Source organism: Paenibacillus caseinilyticus (assembly GCF_027533645.1).
GTDB lineage: Bacteria > Bacillota > Bacilli > Paenibacillales > NBRC-103111 > Paenibacillus_G > Paenibacillus_G caseinilyticus.
This window is the reverse complement of sequence record NZ_JAQAGY010000006.1, coordinates 139,990-162,633: the sequence shown is the minus strand read 5'-3', so window position 1 is coordinate 162,633 and position 22,644 is coordinate 139,990. Positions and strand designations below refer to the sequence as shown.

Below are 22,644 nucleotides of genomic sequence, written 5' to 3'. Positions count from 1 at the left end.
ATCATGCCGCCCGAACCGGTCATAATTTCCGTTGGAGAGGCAGGCTATTCAGAAATGGGAGCTTGGACTGCATCAAGCTCCCTAACCTCTTACAACGGAACGCAAACCAAGTACACACAGACAGTCGGGAATACGGCCACCTGGAGCAAGTATGCACCTGAAACGGGCAATTACGATATCGAGGTCTGGTTTCCGATTTCGGCCGCGAGCGCCTCTCTGGTGGAATACATCATATCCACCCCTTACGGTGACTGGGTGCGGACAGCTGATCAGACGAGCAATGGCGGCGGATGGTACAAGATCGCCACGGTTACCGCCCAGCAGGGCGCCGGCATCACGGTGACGTTGACAGCCAAGACCGCAGGGGCAAACACGCGGGCCGGATCGGTGCGGTTCGTGTTCACGGCGGCAGCCGCCGAACCCACGGGGACCGCCTCAGCTGGGCAGGACACCACCACGGTCAAGGTCATCCTGAACCAGGTTGGTTTTGATCTCGGAGAAGCCAAGCGAGCGACAGTGACAAACGTGCCGGACGGCACCCCTTTCACTGTAAAACGAGTCTCTGATGGCTCGCCGCTGTTCCCCGGCAACGTAATCGGCGGGGTGGCCGACTTTACTGGTTTCGATCCACTCGCCTTGCACAGCACTCTTTACTATGTGGAGTGCAACGGCGTAAAATCGGACAATTTCATGATTGCCAAGTTCCTGATGCAGCGAACGACCGCCAAGATCATGCTCGACTTCATGGTGCAGTCGCGGTCCGATATCTGGAGCCCTGGCGAGAACAGCGTCCTGACGCGGGATGGGCATCACTTCGACTTTCCCCTGAGCAGCATTTACTTCCTGTACTGCGCAAACCCTGCCTATTACGAGCGGCTGCCTCGAGGGGTGTACCGAGTCGCAGATACCGAGTTTGCGGAGCTGCGGCTCCAAAACGAGCCGGATATCGTGTGGCTCATGAAATTCTATGCTTACAAGATGTACGACCTTGTCGTAAACAAAGGCAAGCAGCTCCACGCCATGACCAAGGGCGAGCTCGCCTTTTTCCTGCACCTTTATCCGGAAATCAGCCAGTATGTGACCCCTGCGTTTTATCAGCAGATCCGTGACCTGGCGGTCTCTCAGTGGTCGGTCCCTACAGTCAGCGCGGACATGCAGAAATACGATGCAGGAACCTCGACGGACAACAACCTGCTGGCGACCCAGTCAGTCATTGGGGATATCAAGGGGGCCCAGCCACCCGGATATGCGATCATGCCCAACATCCTCATGTGGGAGGTTGCGCAGCGCGACGGCCTGGCCAATCCCCAGCAGTATCTTGATGCGGCCATTAATAACGCCGCATGGCTGGTCAACAGCGTCGACCTGAGTGATCCGCGGTACACCAAGGGCCAGCGGATGAGCGAGCACATCACCATCCCGTCCCTCGCTTATTTGCTGGAGGTCCATCCGGACAAGGCTCCGGCGGGGACAAAGGCAAAGATCGCAGCATGGATCGACAGGATGATCAAACGGTCGAATAACATGTGGGACCTGCGAAAATACGCAGACCCAGCTGCCGGCGATGGTCTCGATCAGTGGACGGGCGGCCTTATCGTTTATAACGAGCCAGGTAACATTGCCGGGTTCCAAGGCTGCGCGCTCGCGGCAATCCGGGTAGCAGGTACGCCGGAGCAAAAGGCAAGAATGCTTGCTATCGCGGTTGCCCACAATGACCAGGTCCTCGGTCGCAACCCCTTAAATGTGGCATTCTCCTACAGCGCTGTGACCGAAATTCCGGGCGTCGAGCGCGGCTGGCCAGTGCAGTACAAAGATACCGGCGCTGGTGATCTGAAGTGGGTTGTAGGCTCCCTGGAAGGATCGCCAAAAGAGTCTGCGTACCCGTTTGCACCTGCGGCTCCGCCTCAGTATACCGAGGGATGGACCAGCCATAACGGACCCTGGAACAAGTCTCGTGCCTACGCGGATGCCAGCAAAATCGAGGTCAAGGTAGTCAATTCTTTCGGCGCGGAGATCAGCCAGGCTCCAGCGGGGACCGCTGTATTTGTCCGATTGAAGGCACCGCTGAACAGCAATCCGGAAGCCATTGAAACAGCAGCGGTGCAGGCCGTGACGAACACGGGAACCAAGATCAACATTACATTGACAGAAGAATCTGCGGACGATTACTATTTCCGCGGATCTTTTGTCGTGCCGGAAGGGATCAACTTCTTTGATGTCTCTTACGGCTTCAGTTTATTCAGACAGAGCGCCCGGGTCACTGCAGCTCAGACGACCGGGCCAAGCGAAAGGACGGGTCTAAACATGGGCATCGGCAGATGGAGACCATTTAGCAACGGAGGCGGCAGCGTACCTGCCGTAAAGAAGTGGCTGGCCGTGGACGTCGTCTGGATCGGAAACTCGATCTGGGCAGGACAGGGGCTTACAGCTGCGCAGAAATTCATCGCGCAGCTCAGCGAAGCGACAGGAATGAACAGCACGGTGCACGGATTTCCGGGCGAAGCTTGGGCACATACCGGATCCGGTACCGACACTTCGATTCTTAGCCGGCGGGCCACATTTAAAAAGGGCGCGAAGATGTACGTCATGTATTCCGGAGGTAACGATAATAACAAGGACATCGATCTCGGCGATATCACGGACCGTTTGAACACCACCTTTAGTGGTTCAATCAACCTGATGATCGATTGGGTCGAGGCGAACGCACCAGGCGCCATAATCGTCATGGCCATCTCCTTGCCGCGAAATGGCCCACCGACCGGAGTGATCACAAGCACGACCAAAAACCTCAAGGGGTTTTCGCTGATGGACTACAACAACCGCGCTCGGGAGATCGCGGAAGCACGCGGATGTTACATCTGGGATTTGTTTGGAATTTGGAAGAAGAGCGAAATCATCCCGAAAACGCAGGACGGCGTGCATCCTAGCCCTTCAGGAGCTACGCAGATTGCGCAAAATGGAGTCGGGTTCTTTAATTCCCTCGAAGTACCGGCAACTGCTCCTGCAGGCGATACAACGGCACCAATCAAGCCGGCCACACCGACTCTGGGATCCAAGACTTCGACGCAGGTCGTAATCAACTGGACAGCCGTCGCGGATAATGCCGGCGGATCTGGCGTCAATGCTTATCAGGTATTCCGAAACGGTACGCTTCGGACAACGCTCGGCATTGCAACCACATTCATCGATACCGGGCTCTCTCCCAATACGGCTTACACTTACGCGATCAAGGCCCGGGATGCGGCCAATAACTACTCGCCAATCTCGGATAATCTGAGCGTGACGACGGATCCGGCCGCCCAGGGGGACACTACACCGCCGAACACTCCAGCCGCGCCAACGCTCGGCTCCAAGTCGCATAACAGCGTAACGATCAACTGGACAGTAACATCGGATAATACCGGCGGGGTTGGCGTCACGCAGTATGAGGTTCACCGGAACGGTACGCTGCTCACCACAGTTCCAAGCAGCACTCTCGCGTACACGGACAGCACCGTACAGCCTGCCACAGACTACACCTACGCGATTAAAGCAAAGGATGGAGGTGGATACACTTCCGCCGCGTCTGCAGCTCTCAGCGTAAGGACAGACGATGCACCTGCAGGCGGCAGCAGAGTGGAGATCGCCAAGCACAACTTTAATGCCAATTCGGGCGCGACGAACCTTGCGGCGCTGACTCTTGAGACCGGTCAGCAATGGACTGTTCCTGTTGGTGCAGCAGCTGTTGGTGGAACTGGTTCTATCTGCGCCTACTTCTCAAGCTCCGTTGCCAACTCCGTTGCTGTCTTTGATGGTGGGGTTTCGGATGGGAAATACGAGCTCAAATTCCCGAACCCAGGCGGTACGAACAAGCCGAATGGCGGACGGAATGTCTTCCGTTACGTGGACAAAGACAACTACTGGTTTACCGAGAACTCGGATACTGCGGGACTTAGACTGTTCTTGCGCCAAGGTGCCCCGGGTGCCGGAGCCAATACTCCGATGTTCACAGGCACTGGACCAAACACCGCAGACGGCTGCGTAGTTCGTGTAGAACTGGTAGGACCTAGCATCTCCGTCTACTACAACGACGTTTTGGTTGAAACCATCACCAATACGACGCACCAAACGGCTACGAAATACGGTTTTGGTACGGCACAACAAGTAGCGCGCTTTGACGATGTTCTCCTTTACACTGGTCCATAAACATGCTGGCCTCGATCCGATCGGGGCTAATTTTATGCCCGATGGGCAAGGAGCGAGTCGAGAAATGGCATCACAAGAGGTTGTATGCGTCAAAGAATTCGGCGCAGTAGAAGGCGGCAAGGAAGACTGCACGGAGGCGTTCAATAAGGCCACGGCCGCGGCGCGGGACCGGGGGCTTAAAATATTTGTTCCTGGCGGCCGCTGGAGGATCGATGGCGAACTGATCGGCATCAACAATGTGTACTTTGAAGGGGTATCGAACAACAAGCAATACAACAACAAATTTGTCGAGGAACTGCTATTTGACGGAGCCTCGACGGTACTGGTGGGCAACGGCTCCAATTACACCTTTGGATCCTGCAACGAGCAGGACAGGGCTTCATTCGACCATATCTGCTTTACAGGATTCAAAGCGCTCGCCGCGACAACGGCGGAACGCGGGTTCTCTCCGCGAAGCTATCGGTTCCGTAACTGCTCATTCCAGGGCATGCGGGTCCTGGATGCCCCGGCAGACCTGCCATATGCGATCCATAACTTTAGGTTCTTCAGTTGCGATTTTACCAATTACGGGTTCATTTCTCTATATGGCCGAATCATCGACACGATTGCCAAGGAATGCACCTTTGTGGGCGGGACGCCGATTGTACTGTCCGATGCGCGGGCCAATGTCTTTGCCCACAGTCGGGTTGAATGGGCGGACTCGGCTTACGCGATCCAGCTTACAGGCTGCGATCACCAGCTTTTCACGGATTGCTTTTACGACCGCATTGCTGGCCCGGCCTTTCAATTTAGAGAGGGAAATAAACATATCAACATCGTCGGCGGGCTGTTCAATCGCTGCGGATCTCTCCTAAAGTCCGACGGAAAACCTTTGGAGGGGACCTATAACGACTCGCATCGCTGCTTTATCCGGGTCTTCGATAACAATGAGGACATCCGGTTTGCCAATAACACCTTTGGCGTCGAGCGGAGCAGCGATCGCGGTACGGGGCTCATGACGCCGAATTATGTGGTCGGCTTGATGTGGCCGAATAAGGGCAATAACCCGGGTGGCCTACCTATCAAAATGACTTGGAAGAACAACACGGTTCATACGGCCAGCATCAAAGGGTGGCTTTTCTCGGAGAACGGTTCCTATACCGGCCGGGTGGAAGTGGAGACGGATGCCGCCTTTGGCCAGCTCAATGACCAGGTAACGTCCTTGGCCCGGCATGCCACACATCCGGTGCGGGTCACGAACTGGGATGACGTCAGCGTCTCTCTGATCCCTGAGATGCTCGAGATCGACAATCGGGCCAACATCAAGATTCCAGCAGGCATGCAGCATGGCAAAGTGTTCGGTGGGTATATCAACGGGATACAGCGGTATCACCGGCCGGAGACTCTGGCGGAGCACAACCAGCTGCAGACAGCTGCCGGCGGCGGAACGTTCCGCATGGTGGAGTACGTGATCCCGACGCCCAAACCGGTCCGCGGCGGCCCCGTGACCCTGTCCTTGGCATACAGCGCAACCGCTGGCATTAACGGGCAGGCCATTGTTTTTGATGATCAGACTCCGCCGAACAAGCTGGCCGATCTTCCGGATCTGGCCCCGACCGGCGACCTGGATGCGCGCGGGCTTTATCAAGCTGTTTACCAAGTACCTGCAGGTTACTCGCAAGCGACCATGCGGGTTCGTTTCTATGCCACAAGAGATCTGCCGCTGACTGCAGCGGCGCAGCTCAATGCTTACGCCCTGTCCGCAACCTATGGTTACGGCGCGGCGCGGACCATCGTAGATCGGCTGTAATTATGAGAGGAGCGATAAAGAGCATGACAATTAAGGATATGACGACGATGTTTGCGACGGCAGCACTGGGAGATAACCTGAAGGAGTTTAGTTACGGCAGCGTCGTTGCCGCTGCAGGCTTTGTGGGCAGCAACTACCTCGGCGGATGGGACAAGGCCCTGCAGTTCCTGGTTGTGGCCATGATCGCCGATTACATTACAGGCATCCTTGGCGCGGTAAAAACAAAGTCGGTTAACAGCGAGGTCATGTTTTGGGGCGGTATCCGGAAGGGAGTTGTAATTGGAGTCATCGCTCTTGCAGCAATCTGCGATCAATGGGTTGGCGGTGAAAACCCCGTCTTCCGCATGTTGGCCTTGTACTTCTATGGCGGACGCGAAGGGCTTTCCGTGGTCGAAAATCTTGGCAAGATCGGCGTGCCTCTGCCCGGCTCCCTGACAAAGTTCCTCGAGCAGCTCAAGCAAAAAGGAGATGCCGTGCAATGAATAAGCTGACCTTCATTGAGACGCTGGCGCCTCTGGCCGTCAAGGACCAGAAGCGTACCTGCGTCCTTTCATCTATCACGATCGCTCAAGCCTGCCTGGAGAGTGGATATGGTAAGGCAGGGCTCGGCTGCAATCTGTTCGGAATCAAGGGCAGCGGGCAGACTTTTACGACTCATGAGTATTACAATGGCCAAAAGGTAATCGTCCAGGATAGCTTCCGGGCCTATGAAAATTGGGAGGTCAGTGTTCGCGACCATGGAGATTTCCTCATACAAAATGGGCGTTATTCACGAGCCGGATTCCTCGCCGCCTGCAATGCGCTGGACTATAAGGCGGCTGCCAAAGCTCTTCAAGATGCAGGTTATGCGACTGATCCGAAGTACGCGAGCAAGTTGATTGGCATAATCGAAACGTACGAATTGCACCAATACGATAAAATCGAGGAGGAAGACGAATTTATGAAACCTGTAGAGTTGAAGGATTGGGCATGGGCTGAGCTCGACAAGTACGTGGGAGACGCGTATAACGAGGGTATTATCACTGATTGGTCTTGGGTCCAGCAGGTGCGTGACAGAAAGCTTAATGTTGTAGAATGGCTTACGCTCAAAACTCTGATTGATGAGCGGCGCAGGGCCAAATAGAAAAGTAATTGGTGGACAGGAATTGTACGATCGTGAAGAGCATCAGGGACCTTTTTGAGTGAATAATGCGAGTAAAAAAGCAAGAATACAGAGATGCAACTCCGTTGGCATTCGATCTGAAAATTGAAAGAGACAAGGTAAATTCACCTTGTCTCTTTACTGAAGAATTCGGTCACGCTATATTCTGTTACAGCTTTTGGATGTGGTCTTATTTTTTCGTGTATTTTTTCGTCAGAGAATGTACCCAAAAATCCTTTAATAATAGAAAATGGTTCAATACAGCATTTTTTTAATTTCTTACCACTCTTACATCCACAAGGATCATTTCTTTCTAGATCTTTGAAATTCACAAAGAAAGTTCCCTCAGTAAACATTTCCCAAGCAATCTGATCTTTTTCATAAAAAAATACTTCCTTTTTAAGAGTTGCTCCCCCAAGTGCGCCACTTTTGTATTGAGTATAGGTGGATGCAGGCGATTGGGATTTAAAAGTTAAAAGCACTCTTTCAAGAGACTCCTTAGAGTATCCAACACATTTGACATAAGAATTATTAATTATTACTTTATTTATTTCGTCCACTTGATGTTCAGTAAGTACATTTATCTTATTTTTTTGAATATAGTTTGGTTTCTTTCCATGGTAATAAACAGCATAGTATTTACATGATATAGGAATTAAAATAAATACATCATTTAGTCCTATATGGCGGTTACTTATATTAAGGAATCTACTTTTTATTGACAAAGCAGCTGTAGATAAATACTGATCACTAAGTAAAAATTCATTATTTTCACTTTTAATGATTGTGAATTCATAGTATTTTTTTATTGTCTTTCCCAAAGCATTTATATAACTGCCGTTAGATAATTTTTCTAAGAGATAGTCGATCCTTAAATCTTTCTCTCTCATATTACCTAAGGAAAATTCATGTAATAAAGCTCCACTTCTGTAATAAAAAATGATAACAGCTCTAAGGTATAAATCAATTGTTTGCTTTACATTTTGAATTTGATTTACTTCGTCTTCATCCTGATTTTCTAATATCTCAACGATTTTTTTGATCGCGGGAGCAAAATCTGACTCGACATCGCCAAAAAATTTCTCTAACTTATTTTGCTCAAGAAGCGGGTGCTCATAAGTATAACGTTCTGACATTGACCTGTTATAATTCGTTTTATAAATTTTCTTACCTTCTACTAATGTCTCATAAACTTGCTTGTCATTAGAGAAATGACATAATACACACTGAGGAACATAATGTTGGTTTTTTACTGTTTCAGCCATTTCTCTCACCCAGTCGAAAGGTAGTTTTTTACTCTTCACGCATCGAACAAAAAAGCATCGGTGCTTCTTTCGCACGAAGTTTTTTGACCGATACTTTCGATTTGAGATTAATGTAACACCGTAATTTGTGCTTGTCCATGCATATAAAATAAACTTTATTGCATGAAATTCGGGGAAGATCCCCAGGTCTTCAATTTATTTTAGATTAGCTTTAAGACTTTTTGACTATCTCCTAGTCATCCCTTGGGTAATAAATACAAGGAGGGGATGCCATATGCAGATACGAAGGGGAGGAACACGAGATCCGCTGCAACCGGGTGATTTGATTGAGGTGCTATACGAAATGGATGAAGGTAAAGCGCAGCTGCAGGCTCGATTTGTTGAATACGATATCATAACAGAAGATATGGCAGGTGTAAGTTTCATTCGTGTTCAATCCGAAGACGGCAACGAGAAGACTTGGATCAACTTGGAAGTGGTGGAGATGATCCGGAGAATTGGCCCTGGCAAATTGAATACGGGGAAGATGTAGCTGGCGGATGCCAGTAGCCCTGTATAAGAAAAACGGTTCGAGGCACAATCCCAAGAACCGTTTTTTCTTAAAGCGTATTTAATATTGACCTCGAATTAACCCGCCACATGGATCGGGTTTAGGCTGGATTTTCGGCGTGTTCGGCGACAGGCGCTGTATACTTTAAAAGTTTGAGCCATCCTGAAACAATAAGATTATTTTGGGGGACAAACGGGGGACAAAATAGCATTGAGCTAAAGGAAAACTAGAAGGGAGAGGGTTTAAAAAACCTTATAAATCAAGAGTTTAATCGGATATGTTATAAAAAATCGGGCCCCGTCTCGCGACGAGGCCCTTTCATGGGAGAGGAGAAACCGGACGAAGAGCTTATGGGGAACGTAAGTCTTCTCCGCGGTTGTCTACGACATTTTCGGATGTCGATAATTACAGGATAGCCCCTTCGGAGGAAAGTTATACATGCCGGCGCAAAAATTGTTTTCCTTTTTGTGCAGGAGAATCGGTTTATGGTACCATAGCAGTATATTCAATGTAGTATGGAAGGAAGGCTTGTGTGCATGAGAGTCATATCGGGCAGTGCCAAAGGACGTCCGCTGAAGGCGGTGCCGGGCATGGGGACACGGCCGACCACGGACAAGGTGAAGGAAGCGGTATTCAGTATGATCGGCCCGTATTTTGACGGCGGCCGGGTACTGGATCTGTTCGCCGGGACGGGCGGCCTGAGTATAGAAGCGCTGAGCCGCGGGATGGAAGCGGCCGTGCTGACGGATACGGATAAGAAAGCGGTGGAGACCATCCACCAGAATCTGAAGGCGGCGGGCTTCACGGATCGGGCGGAGGTGTACCGCAACGATGCCCTGCGCGCCCTGCGAGCGCTTTCCAAGCGGGAAGCGCAGTTTGACCTGGTCTTTTTGGACCCTCCGTACCGGCTGAAGCTGATTCCGGATCTGCTGCAGGAGCTGCAGGAAGGCGGGCTGCTCGCTGAAGGAGCCCGGGTGGTGATCGAGCACGACGCGGAAGACGCGTTCGAAGGGGATACCGGGACACTGGAGTGGATGAGACGGGCCGAATACGGCGATACGGCCATCACCATATTCCGGCATCATAGCGGGCCGGCCCCAGAGGAAGAGAACGAGTCGTAACGAGTAGAGGAGAGAACTTACATATGCATAAGAGCGATCAAGGGAATGTTCCCTTCGCCAAAGTGGCGGTATATCCGGGCAGCTTCGATCCGGTAACGAACGGGCATTTGGACATCATCCAGCGCGCATCCAAAGTGTTCGACAAACTGGTGGTGGCGGTGCTCAACAACACGAGTAAGAATCCGCTGTTCTCGGTAGAGGAACGGGTTGCCCTCCTTCAGGAGGTAACCAAAGATCTGCCCAATGTGGAGATCGATTCCTTCCGGGATCTGCTCATTAATTATATGAAGAAAAAAGACGCGCACCTCATTGTCAGAGGGCTGCGCGCCGTATCGGATTTTGAATATGAACTGCAGCTGGCTTCCACGAACCGCAAGCTGTGCGAGGATATCGAGACGTTCTTCATGACGTCGACCCCCAAGTATTCTTATCTCAGCTCCAGCATTGTGAAGGAGATCGCCCGCTTCCATGGCCCTGTGTCCGATCTGGTTCCGCCCGAGGTGGAAGAGGCGCTGCACGGCAAGTATGGAACCGGGACGACGGAGTGCTGACGGGGTAACTCTTACATCGAAACTCTTACATCGAAACTCTTACATCGGTTCCCGGTCGCGTCCGCGGTAGAACAGGAAGGCCGTGAAGATGGACAAGACCAGCATGAGCAGCAGGGCGGCGCCGAACTGGAGCATCATCGGGGAGACGAGGGGCCACAGGCTGTCCTGCTCCAGCGACCAGCCGTAATCTCCTGCCGCAACGCCCGCGAAGACAGGACGTTCGCCGCCCAACCGGGACATCAGGGGCTGCCACAGCCCAAGCGTCAGGAAGAAGGCGGTGCCTCCATGCTGCAGACGGGAGAGCAGAAAGCGGGAGTACCGAAGATCGGTCGAGACGGTAAGGCTCTTCACCTGTGCGTGAGTCGACAGGCCGCCCCAGGCGAGCAGCAGGCTCAGCAGCGCATAGGGCAGCGGGGCGGAGGTCGTGCCCGCCGCCTGGGACAAGGCATAGGCGCCGAGATGCGGTTCCAGGATGCCGGCCAGCAGGGCGGAAGCCAGGTGCTTGGCCTCCGGCGGGGCCATGCCGGCGAGTGACAGGACGGAGGCCAGGAGGTGCGGCAGACCCGAGAGGCTGACGGCGTGCAGCAGCACGGAGAACATCATCATGACGCCGCCGATCAGGAACAGCTGCTGCACGCCCGAGGAGACCGAGTCGCCGAGCAGCTTGCCGAACGTACGGCCGTCCCGCTGCTTGGCCTCATGGTAGGCCTGGGAGGCCCGGGAGAGCAGCCCTTGTCCGGAGCGCGTCCATTCGGACGGCCTTCCCGGAGGCGCGTCGTGCGTCGTGCTGAGCCGGTGCCACAGCATGACGAGCGCCCCCGAGAGATAATGCAGCAGCGCGAGGGCCAGACCGGCCGACGGGTTCTGCAGGAACCCGGTGCCTACGACGCCGACGAGGAAGACCGGGCTCATCAGATGGGAGCCGCCGAGCAGGCGTTCGGCCTCTTCGCGGCGGAGCAGGTCGTCCTTGCGGAGCGAAGAGGTGGCTGAGGCTCCCGCCGGCATCCCGGCGGCGAACCCGAGGGCAAGGGCCCAGCCGCCGGCGCCGGGGAGCCGGAACACGAGGCGCAGCAGCGGTTCGAGCAGGGTCCCGAGCCCATGCAGCACGCCCATACCGCGCAGCATCTCGGTAGCGATCAGAAAAGGCAGCAGGGCCGGGAATACGAGCTTCCACCACAGCTGAAGTCCTTGGAGCGAGGCTTTGAAAGCCCCGTCCGGAAACGCGATAATGCTCGCCACCAGGGCGAGCGCCGCCGTGCCGAGGAAGAGGGTGGCCAGCCGCGGCGACAAGAGGGCTTGCAGGCGGTGCATCCGCATCACTCCAGCTTCGGTTAGTCGTCTGCCGGGAAGCCTCTCCAAGGAACGGCCGCTCGGCGACGGAATGGTACATGTTTACGCTTTGTCCGCATGGTTTAGACCAGCGGAGCGTAGGATAGCTAATGAGACACACCTTGACGGCGAAGGGGCGAAGAGGAGCACCCATGGGAGAGACCAGACACATCAAGCAAGCGTCGCGTATCGTATTCTCGGTGTTCGGGGCGATCCTGCTGTTATACTTCATCTATTTCATGCCGCTTCCTTTGTATATCTTCAAACCCGGGAGCGCCGATGTCATCGGTCCGATGGTGAAGGTGGGCGAAGCAGGCCCGGAAGACCGGGGCGAGCTCATGCTGACGACAGTGTCGGTGAGCAATGCGAACATTGCCGGCTATCTCTTGTCCTTCGTGATGCCTTACCAGGAGCGGCAGCCGAAGCAGGATCTGCTCAAGGAAGGCGAGACCGAAGAGGAATACACGCAGCGCCAGGAAGTCGTCATGCTGACCTCCCAGGCGGACGCGATGCAGGCGGCTTACAACAAGCTCGGTGTTCCCTACCGGATCTCGAAGGACGGCGTCGTACTCCAGCGGGTATATACGGGGTTCCCGGCGCATGACGTGCTGCTGCCCGGCGATTATCTAGTGAAGATCGACGATCGGCAGGTAGAGGCGTATGAAGATGTAAGAAGTGCCTTGCAGGATAAAAAGGAAGGCGATAAGGCCTCCGTGACCTTCAAGCGGGGGAGTGCCCTGCGGACGGAGGAGATCGGGCTGAAGACCCTGCCGGTACAGCCCGGCGAAACCGGGGGGCCGCGGGTCGGACTAGGCGTCGAGCCGGCGGAGGTTCACAGCATCAAGGCCGAGTCGGAGAAGCAGCAGGTGTCGATCCAGGCGGGCGAGATTGGGGGTCCTTCGGCCGGGCTCATGTTCTCGCTGGAGATTTACAACAAGCTGGTTCCCGAGGACATTACGAAGGGATACCGGATTGCCGGCACGGGCGTGATCGATCCGCAGGGGACGGTGGGCGTCATCGGGGGCATTCAGCATAAAGTCGTTGCCGCCGACAGGGCGGGTGCGGAGATCTTTTTTGCCCCGAAGGACGTGACGATGGACGGCAAGACGATAGCGAATTATTCGGTCGCAGAGCAGCGGGCGGAGGAGATCGGGACGAAGATGAAGGTCGTGCCGGTAGGCACGATGCAGGACGCGCTGGACTATATGGCGGCGCTGCCGGCGAAGACCGGAGGCTGATGCGGGAGCATCGGCCTCTTTTGTTGACGCGGCAGAAAGTGAACTGGCAGAGGAGCCGAGCGGAGGCAGAGGGAGAAGTCATAGGGCGTGAAGCCGGCGCAGCGTGAGCCCGCCGCCGGTCACGCGCTGCCGCCGGGTGCGGCCGGGCAGTCCTCGCTGCAGCGCAGAGGGGCCTCATAATAATCGCGGAACATTTCCCTGGAGGAAGGATGGTCGTAGCCGAGGGCATAGGCGGAGGTGGCGCGCAGGTCCAGCTCCAGCAGAGGCGGAGCGTTCTCCGAGGGCACTTTGGTGAGGACCGGCACCTTGGCGGTTTTCTTCATGCGCTTCAGCAGAGCCTGTCCCTTAGGACCAAAGCCCAGCACCCGCAGGTAAGGGACGCCCTGCCGCAGCACCTCGGGAGCGAGTGCTGCCTTGCTGTGCCCGAGCAGGATATGCAGCAGCATCCGCTGCAGCTTGGTGCGCGTGTAACGCTTTGTCTTCAGCTGATCGAGAAGCGAGGAGACCATCCCCTCCGGCGCAGAGGGCAGCCCCTCGCTCAGCACGCGCAGGATGCGGTGCTCGAGCCCTTCGGTGACTTCGTGGCAGGCGGCCAAGCCCTGCGGCCCGAAGGTCGCCAGCTTCAGCAGCAGCGGCCGGGCGAAGCGCTCCCATCCGAGGGGCGCTCGGCCGGCCGCGTATTCCCGCTGGAGGATCGTAAGCGTGGAAGCGGGCACATACGGTGCGATGGCAGTAAGGTCCCCTCCTTCGAACAGGAGCTTGCGCAGCGCGGTCGCGCTGGCAATGCGGCGGTCGGTGATCTCCTCCTGCCGGTACTCCGCCTTCGTGCGGGGGATGGTGAGCGGCCGGATCCCGCTTTGAAGCCGGTGCAGGGCGATGAGGTAGTGCAGCCCGAGCGTGTTGTTCGGCTTCGCGAGCTCCTCGGGACTCGCACCGGGCACCAGGGCCGCGACAGCCCGGCTGTAGGCGGCCGGATAAGGCAGCCCTGCCTTCAGTCCGAGCCGGAGCTCTTCGTGCAGCTGCGGAGGCTCGGCGGCGAGCAGCCCGGCTGCCTGGTCCAGCCAGCCGAGCTCCCCGCTCTCGCTGCCGAAGCAGAGCGTGTCGACGACGCCGGTGGCCTCGAGCGCGGAGACGGCGCCGTAGCCGAACCATTCGGCGGGCTGGACCGCGAAGGCGGCCGGCAGCTCCAGCACGAGGTCGGCGCCCATGGCGAGGGCCATCTCGGCGCGCGCCCATTTGGAGGCGAGCGCAGGCTCGCCCCGCTGCAGGAAGTGGCCGCTCATGATGCAGACCGCGGCCTCCGCCCCCGATACCTTCATCGATTGTTGGTAATGATAAGAATGCCCGTTGTGCAGCGGGTTGTACTCCACGATCAGGCCTACCGTCCGCATCGTTTCAAGCTCCTTTTGTGCCGGCTCCTCCGGAGATGCGGAGGGCGAGTCTATGATGATTTACTATAGCATGAAACGGAAATCAACTGAAAATGTTGACAAGGAGCGTCATCAGTCGATATAATAATCTTTGTCTGTTTGGGGTGATACTCATGTTTTTCCATATGAAAGACTTGGCTGCCAAAGGCGCCATCGTATTGGAAGGAACGGAGGACCTGACCGGCATACTGCCGACAACCGGCAGCCTGCAGAAGTTCGGTCCGCTTGAAGTGCGTTTGGAAGCTGTAGATAAACAGGGTGCGGCAGAGGTCAGCGGCGACCTTCACATCGATGTGGAGCAGTCGTGTTCCCGCTGTTTGGCCCCGGTGCATCAGCATATTACAGCGCATTTTCATGAGACGTTCGTGAAGGGCCAGGAACCCGAAGAATCGGAAGAGAATGACGACGATGAAACCGACGCCGTCATCTATGTATCCGAGGACCGGGTGGACTTGAAGCCTTTGCTGGCGGAGGGCGTCATGCTGGCGCTGCCGTACGTCCCGTTATGCAGTGAAAATTGCCAGGGTCTGTGTCCCGTCTGCGGAACCGACCGGAATGTCGAAGCTTGCGGCTGCAAGCAGGACAAGGTCGATCCGAGACTCGCCGGGCTGGCTGACTTTTTCAAACAAGAGTAGGACCGGAACACTCGCCGCAGGCGGTGTGAATTCGTTGAAGGAGGTGGGAATATGGCAGTACCTCAAAGGAGAACGTCCAAAACGCGCCGTGATAAGCGCCGGACTCACTTTAAATTAGAAGTTCCAGGCATGGTAAAGTGTGACAATTGTGGTGAATCGAAACTGGCTCACCGTGTGTGCAAAGTTTGCGGTCACTACAAGAAAAGAGAGATTATTACTCAATAATCTCCATGGCTACGCAAAAGATAGTACTTCCTTCAAACGGAGTGCTATTTTTTTTGCCCAGCGAGCCTTCCATTTTCATCTAAAATCCATTATACTTTTTATGACTTGGTCATAAGATATAGTATTAGACCATCCGTATAGAATGCGTTACATAGCGAACATTGCGCATCCAAGCTTATATAAAGGTGGTGCCCCTGGAATCGAACGCCTACCGAAACGACAACGGCAGCAGCAGCTTGCCAAAGCCATAGAAGACAATCCGTTCATTACGGATGAGGATCTTACGAAATTGTTCCAGGTCTCCATCCAGACCATCCGTCTCGACCGTCTCGAGCTTGGCATACCCGAGCTGCGGGAGCGGATGAAGCAGATGGCTGAGCAGTCCTACGATCAGGTCCGCTCGCTGCCCCTCCACGAAGTCATCGGGGAAGTGATCGATCTGCAGCTCGACAAGAGCGGTATATCGATGTTTGAGATCCGGGAAGAGCATGTGTTCTCCCGGACGAAGATTGCGCGGGGGCATCATATATTCGCCCAGGCGAACTCGCTGGCCGTCGCGCTCATCAACGACCAGGTGGCCTTGACGGCGGCGGCGGATATCCGCTTCGTCCGCTCGGTCAAGCTGCAGGAGAAGTGTATCGCCAAAGCCTATGTCCGATCCCTGTCCAAAGGGAAGGCCAAGGTGGAAGTGTTCACCTACGTGGGAGACGAAATGGTGTTCCAGGGGAACTTCACCATCTACCATTCCAGCAGGGAGTCGGGCAAGGAACGCCACGAAGGAGGAGAGCTTCATGCGGATAGCGATTGATGCGATGGGCGGAGACCATGCGCCGCAGGCCTGTGTCGAAGGCGCCCTCGCAGCGGCCGCCGAGTACCCGGATACCACCATCGTGCTGGTAGGGGATACGGCGCGCCTTGAGCCGCTGCTGCAGGGAAGCAGGCCCGCGAATCTGGAGCTGCGCCATGCCTCCGAGGTGATCGAGGGGGACGACGAGCCTGTCAAAGCGGTCCGCCGCAAGAAGGATTCGTCGATGGTTGTAGCCGGACGCATGGTGAAGGAAGGCGAGGTCGGCGCGATGATCTCCGCCGGCAATACCGGGGCGCTCATGACGACGGGGCTGCTTGTGGTCGGGCGGATGAAGGGCATCGAACGGCCGGCGCTGGCGCCGATGCTGCCGACCTTGGACGGCGAAGGCGTGCTGGCGCTCGACCTTGGCGCCAATATGGACGCCACGGCGGAGCAGCTTCTCCAGTATGCGATTATGGGCAGCATTTACCGTGCCAAGGTGCACGGGATGAAGAAGCCCCGGGTCGGTCTGCTCAATGTGGGCACGGAAGCGAGTAAGGGCAACGAAGTGACGAAGGCGGCTTTTCCTCTGCTGGAGGGCGCCCCGATCGAGTTTGTCGGCAACGTGGAATCGCGCGACGTGCTCCACAAGCCGTGCGACGTGCTGGTGTGCGACGGGTTCGCGGGGAACATCATGCTGAAGTCGATGGAGGGTACCGCTTCGGCGGTCTTCTCCGTCCTCAAAGCGGAATTCACCCGGACCTGGTATACGAAGCTGGCGGCGGCTGTCGTGAAGAATGGCCTCGGCCGCTTCCGCAGCAAGATGGATTATACGGAGCACGGCGCAGCGCCGCTGCTCGGCCTTGGGGGGCTCGTGCTGAAGAGCCACGGCTCCTCGAACGCCACCGCCTTCAAGAATGCGGTGCGGCAGGCCCGCACGGCGCTCAGCAACGATCTTGTCCGCAGCATTTCGGCGGAAATCAGTAAGGGAAGCGAGTTGGAATCTCCATGAATTTACAGCCAGTCGGCATTATCGGCTCTGGCAAATACGTGCCGGAGCGGGTGTTAACGAACCAGCAGCTCGAGCAGATGGTCGAGACGAACGACGAATGGATCGTGACCCGCACCGGGATCAGAGAGCGCCGGCTTGCCTCCGGCGAGCAGGCGGCATCCGATCTGGCTTACGAGGCTTCGCTCCAGGCAATCGCCCAAGCGGGCATTACGCCGGAGGAGATCGATCTCATCATCGTCGCCACGGTGACGCCGGACATGTCGTTCCCTTCGACCTCCTGCATCCTGCAGGAGAAGCTCGGCGCGAAGCGGGCGGCGGCCTTCGACCTCTCCGCAGCCTGTTCGGGCTTTATCTACGGCCTGGCCAATGCGGCGAACTTCATCGCCACCGGGACCTATAAGCATGCGCTGGTCGTGGGGGCCGAAGTGCTCTCCCGCATCACCGACTATACCGACCGCAATACGTGCATCCTCTTCGGGGACGGCGCCGGCGCGGTTGTGCTGGGTCCGGTGCCGGAAGGCCGGGGCTTCAAGTCGTTCGAACTTGGGGCCGATGGTTCCGGCGGGGAGCTCCTGCAGGTTCCGGCGGGCGGCTCCCGTTGTCCGTCGAGCCCGCAGACGCTGCAGGGCAAGGGGCATTACATCTCCATGGCCGGCTCGGATGTATTCAAGTTCGCCGTCCGGATCATGGGCAGTGCCGCTGAGGAGGCCTTGCGCAAGGCGGGGCTTGAGAAGAGCGACATTGATCTTCTCGTGCCTCACCAGGCGAATATCCGGATCATCCAGGCATCTTTGAACCGGCTCGAATTGTCCGAGGACAAGTGCATGATCAACCTCGACAAATACGGCAATATGTCGGCCGCATCCATCCCGGTAGCCTTGGCGGAAGCCGTAGAAGGCGGCCGGATGAAGGAAGGGGACTGCGTCGTGCTTGTTGGCTTCGGCGGCGGTTTGACCTGGGGGGCATCCGTGCTCGTCTGGTGACGGGAGGCCCCCGGGCTTCCTAGCAACTTACGACAGGAGTAGAAGAGAGTATGGGCAAAATCGCATTTGTTTTTCCGGGCCAGGGGGCCCAGGCCGTCGGCATGGGCCGGGATATCGCGGAGGCGGATCCGGCATCGAGAGCTTTGTTCGAGGCGGCGGACCATGCGCTCGGGTATGATCTCAGCCGGCTGATCTTCGAAGGGCCGGAGAGCGAGCTCAAGCTGACGTATCACACGCAGCCCGCGCTGCTGACGACCTCCGTCGCTTATCTAGAGCTGTTCCGGCGCCGGTACGGCGTGCAGCCTGATTATGTCGCAGGCCATTCGCTCGGCGAATACAGTGCGTTGGTCGCTGCGGGCGTACTTGGCTTCGAGGATGCCGTCCGGACGGTCCGCGCCCGCGGGCAGTTCATGGACCAGGCAGTGCCCGCCGGCATCGGAGCCATGGCGGCCGTGCTCGGCGCGGAGCGGGAGGCGCTGCAGACGCTGTGCATCGAGATCAGCGCAAGCGGCAATGTCGTGGAGCTGGCGAATATGAACTGCCCGGGCCAGATCGTGGTATCGGGCACTGCGGCCGGCGTGGCGGCCGTGGTCGAACGCGGGAGAGAGGCCGGCGCGAAGCGGGTCCTCCCGCTGGAAGTCAGCGGTCCGTTCCATTCGTCACTGATGAGGCCGGCTTCGGCAAAGCTGGCGGAGGTGCTGGACGGACTCTCCATGCGTGAAGCTTCCGTACCGGTGGTGGCCAATGTCAATGCCCTTCCGGTCCAGGATCCCGCCGAGATCCGGCGGAGCTTGGTGGAGCAGGTGCACTCCTCGGTCTTATGGGAGGACAGTGTAGTCTGGCTGCTGTCCCAAGGCGTCGACACCTTCGTCGAGTTTGGGAACGGCAGCGTGCTTGCCGGGCTGATCAAGAAGATCGACCGGGGCACATCCATCTTCAGTATCAACAGCCTGGAGTCACTGGAGAAGTTCGGCGGGGAAGCGCAAGGGTAGATCGGCGCATGCCTTACCGGATTCCGTTCTGCCGAAACCATGAAAGGGGAATACGAATCCATGCTTACGGGGAAAGTAGCACTGGTCACCGGCGCCTCGCGCGGGATCGGCCGAGCTATCGCTGTAGCGCTGGCCGAAGCGGGAGCCGATGTGGCCGTCAATTATGCGGGCAGCGAAGCGGCTGCGGCCGAAACGGTGCAGGCGGTGGAAGCGCTGGGCCGCAAGGCGGTCAAGATCAAGGCGAACGTGGGCTCGGCGCAGGAAGTCGACGATATGTTCAAGCTGGTGCTTGAAACGTTCGGCCGCATCGATATTCTCGTGAACAATGCGGGAATCACGCGCGACAACCTCATCATGCGCATGAAGGAAGAGGAGTTCGACCAAGTCATCGAGACGAACCTCAAGGGCGTGTTCAACTGCATCAAGTCCGCGACGCGTCCGATGATGAAGCAGCGCTCGGGCCGCATCATCAATATCTCCTCCGTCGTGGGTGCGATGGGTAACGCGGGGCAGCTGAACTACGTGGCGGCCAAAGCCGGCGTGATCGGGATGACGAAGTCTGCGGCGAAGGAGCTCGCCTCCCGGGGCATTACCGTGAACTGCGTCGCTCCCGGCTTTATCGAGACGGATATGACCGAGAAGCTCCAGGAGGAGATGCGCCAAGCGCTCCTGACCCAGATTCCGCTGGCCCGCCTAGGCCAGCCGGAGGACATCGCCAAGGCCGTCAAGTACCTGGCTTCGGACGACGCGTCCTACCTGACCGGGCAGACGATTCACGTCGATGGCGGCATGTATATGTAGGTGTTTCGCGATTTTTTGTTAAGGTTTGGACGGGCTATGGCATTTTGCCCATAAGTTAAGTATAATACCATGGAGGAGGTGAACCGGATGTCCGATATTTTGGATCGCGTAAAAAAAATCGTCGTCGACCGACTCGGAGTAGATGAGGCGGAAGTGACGCTTGAAGCAAACTTCAAGGATGACCTTGGTGCCGATTCTCTCGATGTAGTAGAATTGGTTATGGAGTTGGAAGATGAGTTTGATATGGAAATCTCTGATGAAGATGCAGAGAAAATCGCTACTGTAGGTCAAGTAGTGGAGTACATAAAATCTCATACTTAAGCCGTAAGTCCCGTTTGCAATAGAACGGGACTTATCTCCATTCCCAGGATCATTTCGTTTACGCCGTGAAGGATAGGACCGCTCTGGATCATCGGAGTCACTTTGGAACGACAAGCCTAACGAGAGTTATTTATAATAGAGGTGGACATATTGAAACAAAGAGTAGTCATTACAGGGATCGGCGTCATGTCGGCGCTTGGCAAGGATGCCGAAACCTTCTGGAACGCTCTGCTTGCGGGACAATCGGGCATTTCCCACATCGAATCCTTCGATGTCAGCGAATATCCGACACGTATTGCAGCGGAGATCAAGGATTTTAACGCGGAAGATTACGTGGAGCGCAAAGAGGCCCGCAAGATGGACCGCTACGTTCAGCTGGCGGCCGCAGCGGCCAAGAACGCCCTGAAGGATGCGAACCTGAATCCGAAGGAAGGCGTGGATGCCGAGCGGATCGGCGTGTACATCGGTTCGGGCATCGGCGGGCTGTCGACTTGGGAAGAACAGCATAAGATTCTGCTCGAGAAAGGTCCGAAGCGGGTCAGCCCGTTCTTCATTCCGATGATGATCGCCAACATGGCGGCAGGCATGGTCTCGATGCTGACGGGTGCCAAGGGTCCGAACAGCACGGCGGTTACCGCCTGCGCTACCGGGACCCACTCTATTGGAGACGCCTTCAAGGCGATCCAGTACGGCGAAGCCGACGCGATGATCTGCGGGGGTGCCGAAGCGACGATCTCTCCTACCGGAGTTGCCGGATTCTGTGCGATGCGGGCGATGTCGACCCGCAATGACGAGCCGCATAAGGCGAGCCGTCCGTTCGACAGCGACCGCGACGGGTTCGTAATGGGCGAGGGTGCCGGCATCCTCATTCTCGAATCGCTGGAGCATGCGCAGAAGCGCGGTGCGAAGATCTATGCTGAAGTCATCGGCTACGGGCGCAGCGGCGATGCGTACCACATGACCGATCCGGATCCGGACGGTGCGGCGCGCTGTATGGTCAAAGCTGTGAAGGACGCGGGAATCGAGCCGGAAGCGGTGGATTACATCAATGCGCACGGAACGTCCACTTCAGTAGGCGACCGTTCGGAGACGACGGCGGTCAAGAGAGCGTTCGGCGAGCATGCTTACAAGCTGGCGGTGTCTTCGACCAAATCGATGACGGGCCATCTGCTCGGAGCGGCCGGCGGCGTGGAAGCGATCGTCTGCGCACTGGCGCTGAGGGACGGGAAGATTCCACCGACGATCAACCTCGAGAATCAGGACCCAGAATGCGATCTGGACTATGTGCCTAACGTGGCTCGGGAAGCTCAGCTGAATGTGGCGATGTCGAATTCGTTCGGATTCGGCGGACATAATGCAACCCTGATCCTGAAGAAATACGAAGCATAACCTTTTACGCGGCTGTCTATACTAAAATAATTGTTTCCGGGAAGGCGTGTACCCGCTTCCCGGAAAACAAACTGCTAACACGAAGGTGATAAAGACATGCATCGCAGCCTAAAGCAGCTTCAGTCCCAGTTGCACATCGCATTCAGCAATCCCGATCTTCTCCGGCAAGCGTTTACTCACTCTTCCTATGTGAACGAACACCGGATCGGCCAGTACAAAGACAATGAACGCCTGGAATTCCTCGGTGATGCAGTATTGGAGCTGACGGTATCGGAATACTTGTTCGACAAATATCCGGATCGTTCGGAAGGGGAGCTCACGAAGCTCCGCGCTTCGATTGTCTGCGAGCCTTCGCTTGTCGGCTTCGCCGAGCAGCTCGAGTTCGGAGCTTATGTGCTGCTCGGCAAAGGTGAGGAGCTTACCGGCGGCAGAACGCGCCCGGCCCTTCTCGCGGATGTCTTCGAATCCTTCATCGGCGCACTGTATCTCGATCAGGGGCTGGAGACGGTCCGCACGTTCCTGCAGCAGTATATGTTCCCGCATCTCCCCCAGCAGGGCAAGCTGCTCACGGCAGACTACAAAACGTATCTTCAGGAATACACCCAGCAGCACAGCATGGGGGCCCTCGAATACAAGATTGTGGATGAGCGGGGTCCAGCACACGAGCGTGAGTTCGTGGCGCGCGTATTCCTGGTGGAACAGCTGCTCGGCGAGGGTACGGGCCGGTCCAAGAAGGAAGCGGAGCAGCACGCGGCATCCGAGGCGCTTGCCAAGCTGAATGTGAAAGTGGAGCAGAAGTGAAGGGAATCCGAAGGAAAGAAAGCGGCGCCGCCTCGTGCGGTCGCCGTTTTTTTCGTAAGGGTGGGATCCGCTTCCACGGCGCCCCGTCTCCCTTTTTCG

Annotated in this window: 21 protein-coding genes; 18 read left to right on the top strand and 3 right to left on the bottom strand. The window is 56.5% G+C overall.

The features are described 5' to 3' along the window. The first annotated feature begins 3 nt into the window (after positions 1 to 3). From O9H32_RS11540 to O9H32_RS11525, 4 genes are all read left to right on the top strand, one after another. On the top strand, positions 4 to 4,185 hold the full coding sequence (locus O9H32_RS11540) for a golvesin C-terminal-like domain-containing protein (RefSeq protein WP_269866244.1): 4,182 nt from the start codon (positions 4 to 6) through the stop codon (positions 4,183 to 4,185). 64 nt (positions 4,186 to 4,249) lie between these two features. Next, complete coding sequence (locus O9H32_RS11535; RefSeq protein ID WP_269866243.1) at positions 4,250 to 5,974, top strand: glycosyl hydrolase family 28-related protein; 1,725 nt, start codon at positions 4,250 to 4,252, stop codon at positions 5,972 to 5,974. Positions 5,975 to 5,997: 23 nt separating this feature from the next. Beyond that, complete coding sequence (locus O9H32_RS11530; RefSeq protein WP_269866242.1) at positions 5,998 to 6,456, top strand: phage holin family protein; 459 nt, start codon at positions 5,998 to 6,000, stop codon at positions 6,454 to 6,456. Further along, positions 6,453 to 7,097 carry a glycoside hydrolase family 73 protein gene (locus tag O9H32_RS11525; protein ID WP_269866241.1) on the top strand — a complete coding sequence of 215 codons (645 nt, stop codon included), beginning with the start codon at positions 6,453 to 6,455 and terminating at the stop codon, positions 7,095 to 7,097. Before O9H32_RS11530 ends, O9H32_RS11525 begins: the two co-directional genes overlap by 4 nt. Positions 7,098 to 7,240: 143 nt before the next feature. On the opposite strand, the gene O9H32_RS11520 is transcribed toward O9H32_RS11525, so the two are convergent. Next, the gene (locus tag O9H32_RS11520; RefSeq protein ID WP_269866240.1) at positions 7,241 to 8,380 is read right to left on the bottom strand and encodes a DUF4238 domain-containing protein; all 1,140 of its coding nucleotides are present in this window, start codon (positions 8,378 to 8,380) and stop codon (positions 7,241 to 7,243) included. 274 nt (positions 8,381 to 8,654) lie between these two features. Between O9H32_RS11520 and O9H32_RS11515 the strand changes: the two genes are divergently transcribed. From O9H32_RS11515 to coaD, 3 genes are all read left to right on the top strand, one after another. Next, entirely contained in the window at positions 8,655 to 8,912 is a 258-nt protein-coding gene (locus tag O9H32_RS11515; RefSeq protein WP_269866239.1) for a hypothetical protein, read from the top strand. Between the two features lie 554 nt (positions 8,913 to 9,466). Further along, positions 9,467 to 10,051, top strand: coding sequence for a 16S rRNA (guanine(966)-N(2))-methyltransferase RsmD (rsmD, locus tag O9H32_RS11510; RefSeq protein ID WP_269866238.1), 585 nt, complete (start codon positions 9,467 to 9,469; stop codon positions 10,049 to 10,051). A 23-nt stretch (positions 10,052 to 10,074) separates the two neighbouring features. After that, positions 10,075 to 10,602: a pantetheine-phosphate adenylyltransferase gene (gene coaD, locus O9H32_RS11505; protein ID WP_269866237.1), complete on the top strand. Its 528-nt coding sequence runs from the start codon at positions 10,075 to 10,077 to the stop codon at positions 10,600 to 10,602. 39 nt (positions 10,603 to 10,641) lie between these two features. Here coaD and O9H32_RS11500 read toward each other — a convergent pair whose 3' ends face one another. Next, entirely contained in the window at positions 10,642 to 11,913 is a 1,272-nt protein-coding gene (locus tag O9H32_RS11500) for a nucleoside recognition domain-containing protein (RefSeq protein WP_269866236.1), read from the bottom strand. A gap of 170 nt (positions 11,914 to 12,083) precedes the next feature. On the opposite strand from O9H32_RS11500, the gene O9H32_RS11495 reads away from it, so the two are divergent. Then, positions 12,084 to 13,169 (top strand): YlbL family protein, encoded by a 1,086-nt coding sequence (locus tag O9H32_RS11495; protein ID WP_269866235.1) that lies wholly within the window; start codon positions 12,084 to 12,086, stop codon positions 13,167 to 13,169. A 119-nt stretch (positions 13,170 to 13,288) separates the two neighbouring features. On the opposite strand, the gene O9H32_RS11490 is transcribed toward O9H32_RS11495, so the two are convergent. Beyond that, a complete protein-coding gene (locus tag O9H32_RS11490) occupies positions 13,289 to 14,560 on the bottom strand; it encodes a nucleotidyltransferase (RefSeq protein ID WP_269866234.1) in 1,272 nt (423 codons plus the stop codon). 152 nt (positions 14,561 to 14,712) lie between these two features. Here O9H32_RS11490 and O9H32_RS11485 point away from each other — a divergent pair, with 152 nt between their 5' ends. The 10 genes from O9H32_RS11485 (at position 14,713) to rnc (ending at position 22,545) form a co-directional block, all read left to right on the top strand. Continuing rightward, positions 14,713 to 15,234, top strand: a complete 522-nt coding sequence (locus tag O9H32_RS11485) for a YceD family protein (RefSeq protein ID WP_269866233.1) — start codon at positions 14,713 to 14,715, stop codon at positions 15,232 to 15,234. Between the two features lie 51 nt (positions 15,235 to 15,285). Continuing rightward, positions 15,286 to 15,459, top strand: a complete 174-nt coding sequence (gene rpmF / locus O9H32_RS11480) for a 50S ribosomal protein L32 (protein ID WP_014652177.1) — start codon at positions 15,286 to 15,288, stop codon at positions 15,457 to 15,459. A gap of 142 nt (positions 15,460 to 15,601) precedes the next feature. Next, positions 15,602 to 16,267 (top strand): transcription factor FapR, encoded by a 666-nt coding sequence (fapR, locus tag O9H32_RS11475; RefSeq protein WP_269866232.1) that lies wholly within the window; start codon positions 15,602 to 15,604, stop codon positions 16,265 to 16,267. Further along, positions 16,251 to 17,258 (top strand): phosphate acyltransferase PlsX, encoded by a 1,008-nt coding sequence (gene plsX, locus O9H32_RS11470; RefSeq protein WP_269866231.1) that lies wholly within the window; start codon positions 16,251 to 16,253, stop codon positions 17,256 to 17,258. The genes fapR and plsX overlap by 17 nt, the downstream gene beginning before the upstream one ends. After that, positions 17,255 to 18,241, top strand: coding sequence for a beta-ketoacyl-ACP synthase III (locus O9H32_RS11465; protein ID WP_269866230.1), 987 nt, complete (start codon positions 17,255 to 17,257; stop codon positions 18,239 to 18,241). Before plsX ends, O9H32_RS11465 begins: the two co-directional genes overlap by 4 nt. A 50-nt stretch (positions 18,242 to 18,291) precedes the next feature. After that, the gene (gene fabD / locus O9H32_RS11460; RefSeq protein ID WP_269866229.1) at positions 18,292 to 19,233 is read left to right on the top strand and encodes an ACP S-malonyltransferase; all 942 of its coding nucleotides are present in this window, start codon (positions 18,292 to 18,294) and stop codon (positions 19,231 to 19,233) included. A 60-nt stretch (positions 19,234 to 19,293) separates the two neighbouring features. Then, positions 19,294 to 20,034, top strand: coding sequence for a 3-oxoacyl-[acyl-carrier-protein] reductase (gene fabG, locus O9H32_RS11455; protein WP_269866228.1), 741 nt, complete (start codon positions 19,294 to 19,296; stop codon positions 20,032 to 20,034). Positions 20,035 to 20,121: 87 nt separating this feature from the next. Beyond that, the gene (gene acpP / locus O9H32_RS11450) at positions 20,122 to 20,355 is read left to right on the top strand and encodes an acyl carrier protein (protein ID WP_013919534.1); all 234 of its coding nucleotides are present in this window, start codon (positions 20,122 to 20,124) and stop codon (positions 20,353 to 20,355) included. Positions 20,356 to 20,505: 150 nt separating this feature from the next. Then, the gene (gene fabF / locus O9H32_RS11445) at positions 20,506 to 21,744 is read left to right on the top strand and encodes a beta-ketoacyl-ACP synthase II (RefSeq protein WP_269866227.1); all 1,239 of its coding nucleotides are present in this window, start codon (positions 20,506 to 20,508) and stop codon (positions 21,742 to 21,744) included. Between the two features lie 96 nt (positions 21,745 to 21,840). Then, positions 21,841 to 22,545, top strand: coding sequence for a ribonuclease III (gene rnc / locus O9H32_RS11440; protein WP_269866226.1), 705 nt, complete (start codon positions 21,841 to 21,843; stop codon positions 22,543 to 22,545). The last annotated feature ends 99 nt before the right edge of the window (positions 22,546 to 22,644 follow it).

Bases quoted from the DNA above. Each gene is read 5' to 3' on its own strand.
- O9H32_RS11540 (WP_269866244.1), top strand. From the start codon at position 4: ATGCCGCCCGAACCGGTCATAATTTCCGTTGGAGAGGCAGGCTATTCA.
- O9H32_RS11535 (WP_269866243.1), top strand. From the start codon at position 4,250: ATGGCATCACAAGAGGTTGTATGCGTCAAAGAATTCGGCGCAGTAGAA.
- O9H32_RS11530 (WP_269866242.1), top strand. From the start codon at position 5,998: ATGACAATTAAGGATATGACGACGATGTTTGCGACGGCAGCACTGGGA.
- O9H32_RS11525 (WP_269866241.1), top strand. From the start codon at position 6,453: ATGAATAAGCTGACCTTCATTGAGACGCTGGCGCCTCTGGCCGTCAAG.
- O9H32_RS11520 (WP_269866240.1), bottom strand. From the start codon at position 8,380: ATGGCTGAAACAGTAAAAAACCAACATTATGTTCCTCAGTGTGTATTA.
- O9H32_RS11515 (WP_269866239.1), top strand. From the start codon at position 8,655: ATGCAGATACGAAGGGGAGGAACACGAGATCCGCTGCAACCGGGTGAT.
- rsmD (WP_269866238.1), top strand. From the start codon at position 9,467: ATGAGAGTCATATCGGGCAGTGCCAAAGGACGTCCGCTGAAGGCGGTG.
- coaD (WP_269866237.1), top strand. From the start codon at position 10,075: ATGCATAAGAGCGATCAAGGGAATGTTCCCTTCGCCAAAGTGGCGGTA.
- O9H32_RS11500 (WP_269866236.1), bottom strand. From the start codon at position 11,913: ATGCACCGCCTGCAAGCCCTCTTGTCGCCGCGGCTGGCCACCCTCTTC.
- O9H32_RS11495 (WP_269866235.1), top strand. From the start codon at position 12,084: ATGGGAGAGACCAGACACATCAAGCAAGCGTCGCGTATCGTATTCTCG.
- O9H32_RS11490 (WP_269866234.1), bottom strand. From the start codon at position 14,560: ATGCGGACGGTAGGCCTGATCGTGGAGTACAACCCGCTGCACAACGGG.
- O9H32_RS11485 (WP_269866233.1), top strand. From the start codon at position 14,713: ATGTTTTTCCATATGAAAGACTTGGCTGCCAAAGGCGCCATCGTATTG.
- rpmF (WP_014652177.1), top strand. From the start codon at position 15,286: ATGGCAGTACCTCAAAGGAGAACGTCCAAAACGCGCCGTGATAAGCGC.
- fapR (WP_269866232.1), top strand. From the start codon at position 15,602: ATGCGTTACATAGCGAACATTGCGCATCCAAGCTTATATAAAGGTGGT.
- plsX (WP_269866231.1), top strand. From the start codon at position 16,251: ATGCGGATAGCGATTGATGCGATGGGCGGAGACCATGCGCCGCAGGCC.
- O9H32_RS11465 (WP_269866230.1), top strand. From the start codon at position 17,255: ATGAATTTACAGCCAGTCGGCATTATCGGCTCTGGCAAATACGTGCCG.
- fabD (WP_269866229.1), top strand. From the start codon at position 18,292: ATGGGCAAAATCGCATTTGTTTTTCCGGGCCAGGGGGCCCAGGCCGTC.
- fabG (WP_269866228.1), top strand. From the start codon at position 19,294: ATGCTTACGGGGAAAGTAGCACTGGTCACCGGCGCCTCGCGCGGGATC.
- acpP (WP_013919534.1), top strand. From the start codon at position 20,122: ATGTCCGATATTTTGGATCGCGTAAAAAAAATCGTCGTCGACCGACTC.
- rnc (WP_269866226.1), top strand. From the start codon at position 21,841: ATGCATCGCAGCCTAAAGCAGCTTCAGTCCCAGTTGCACATCGCATTC.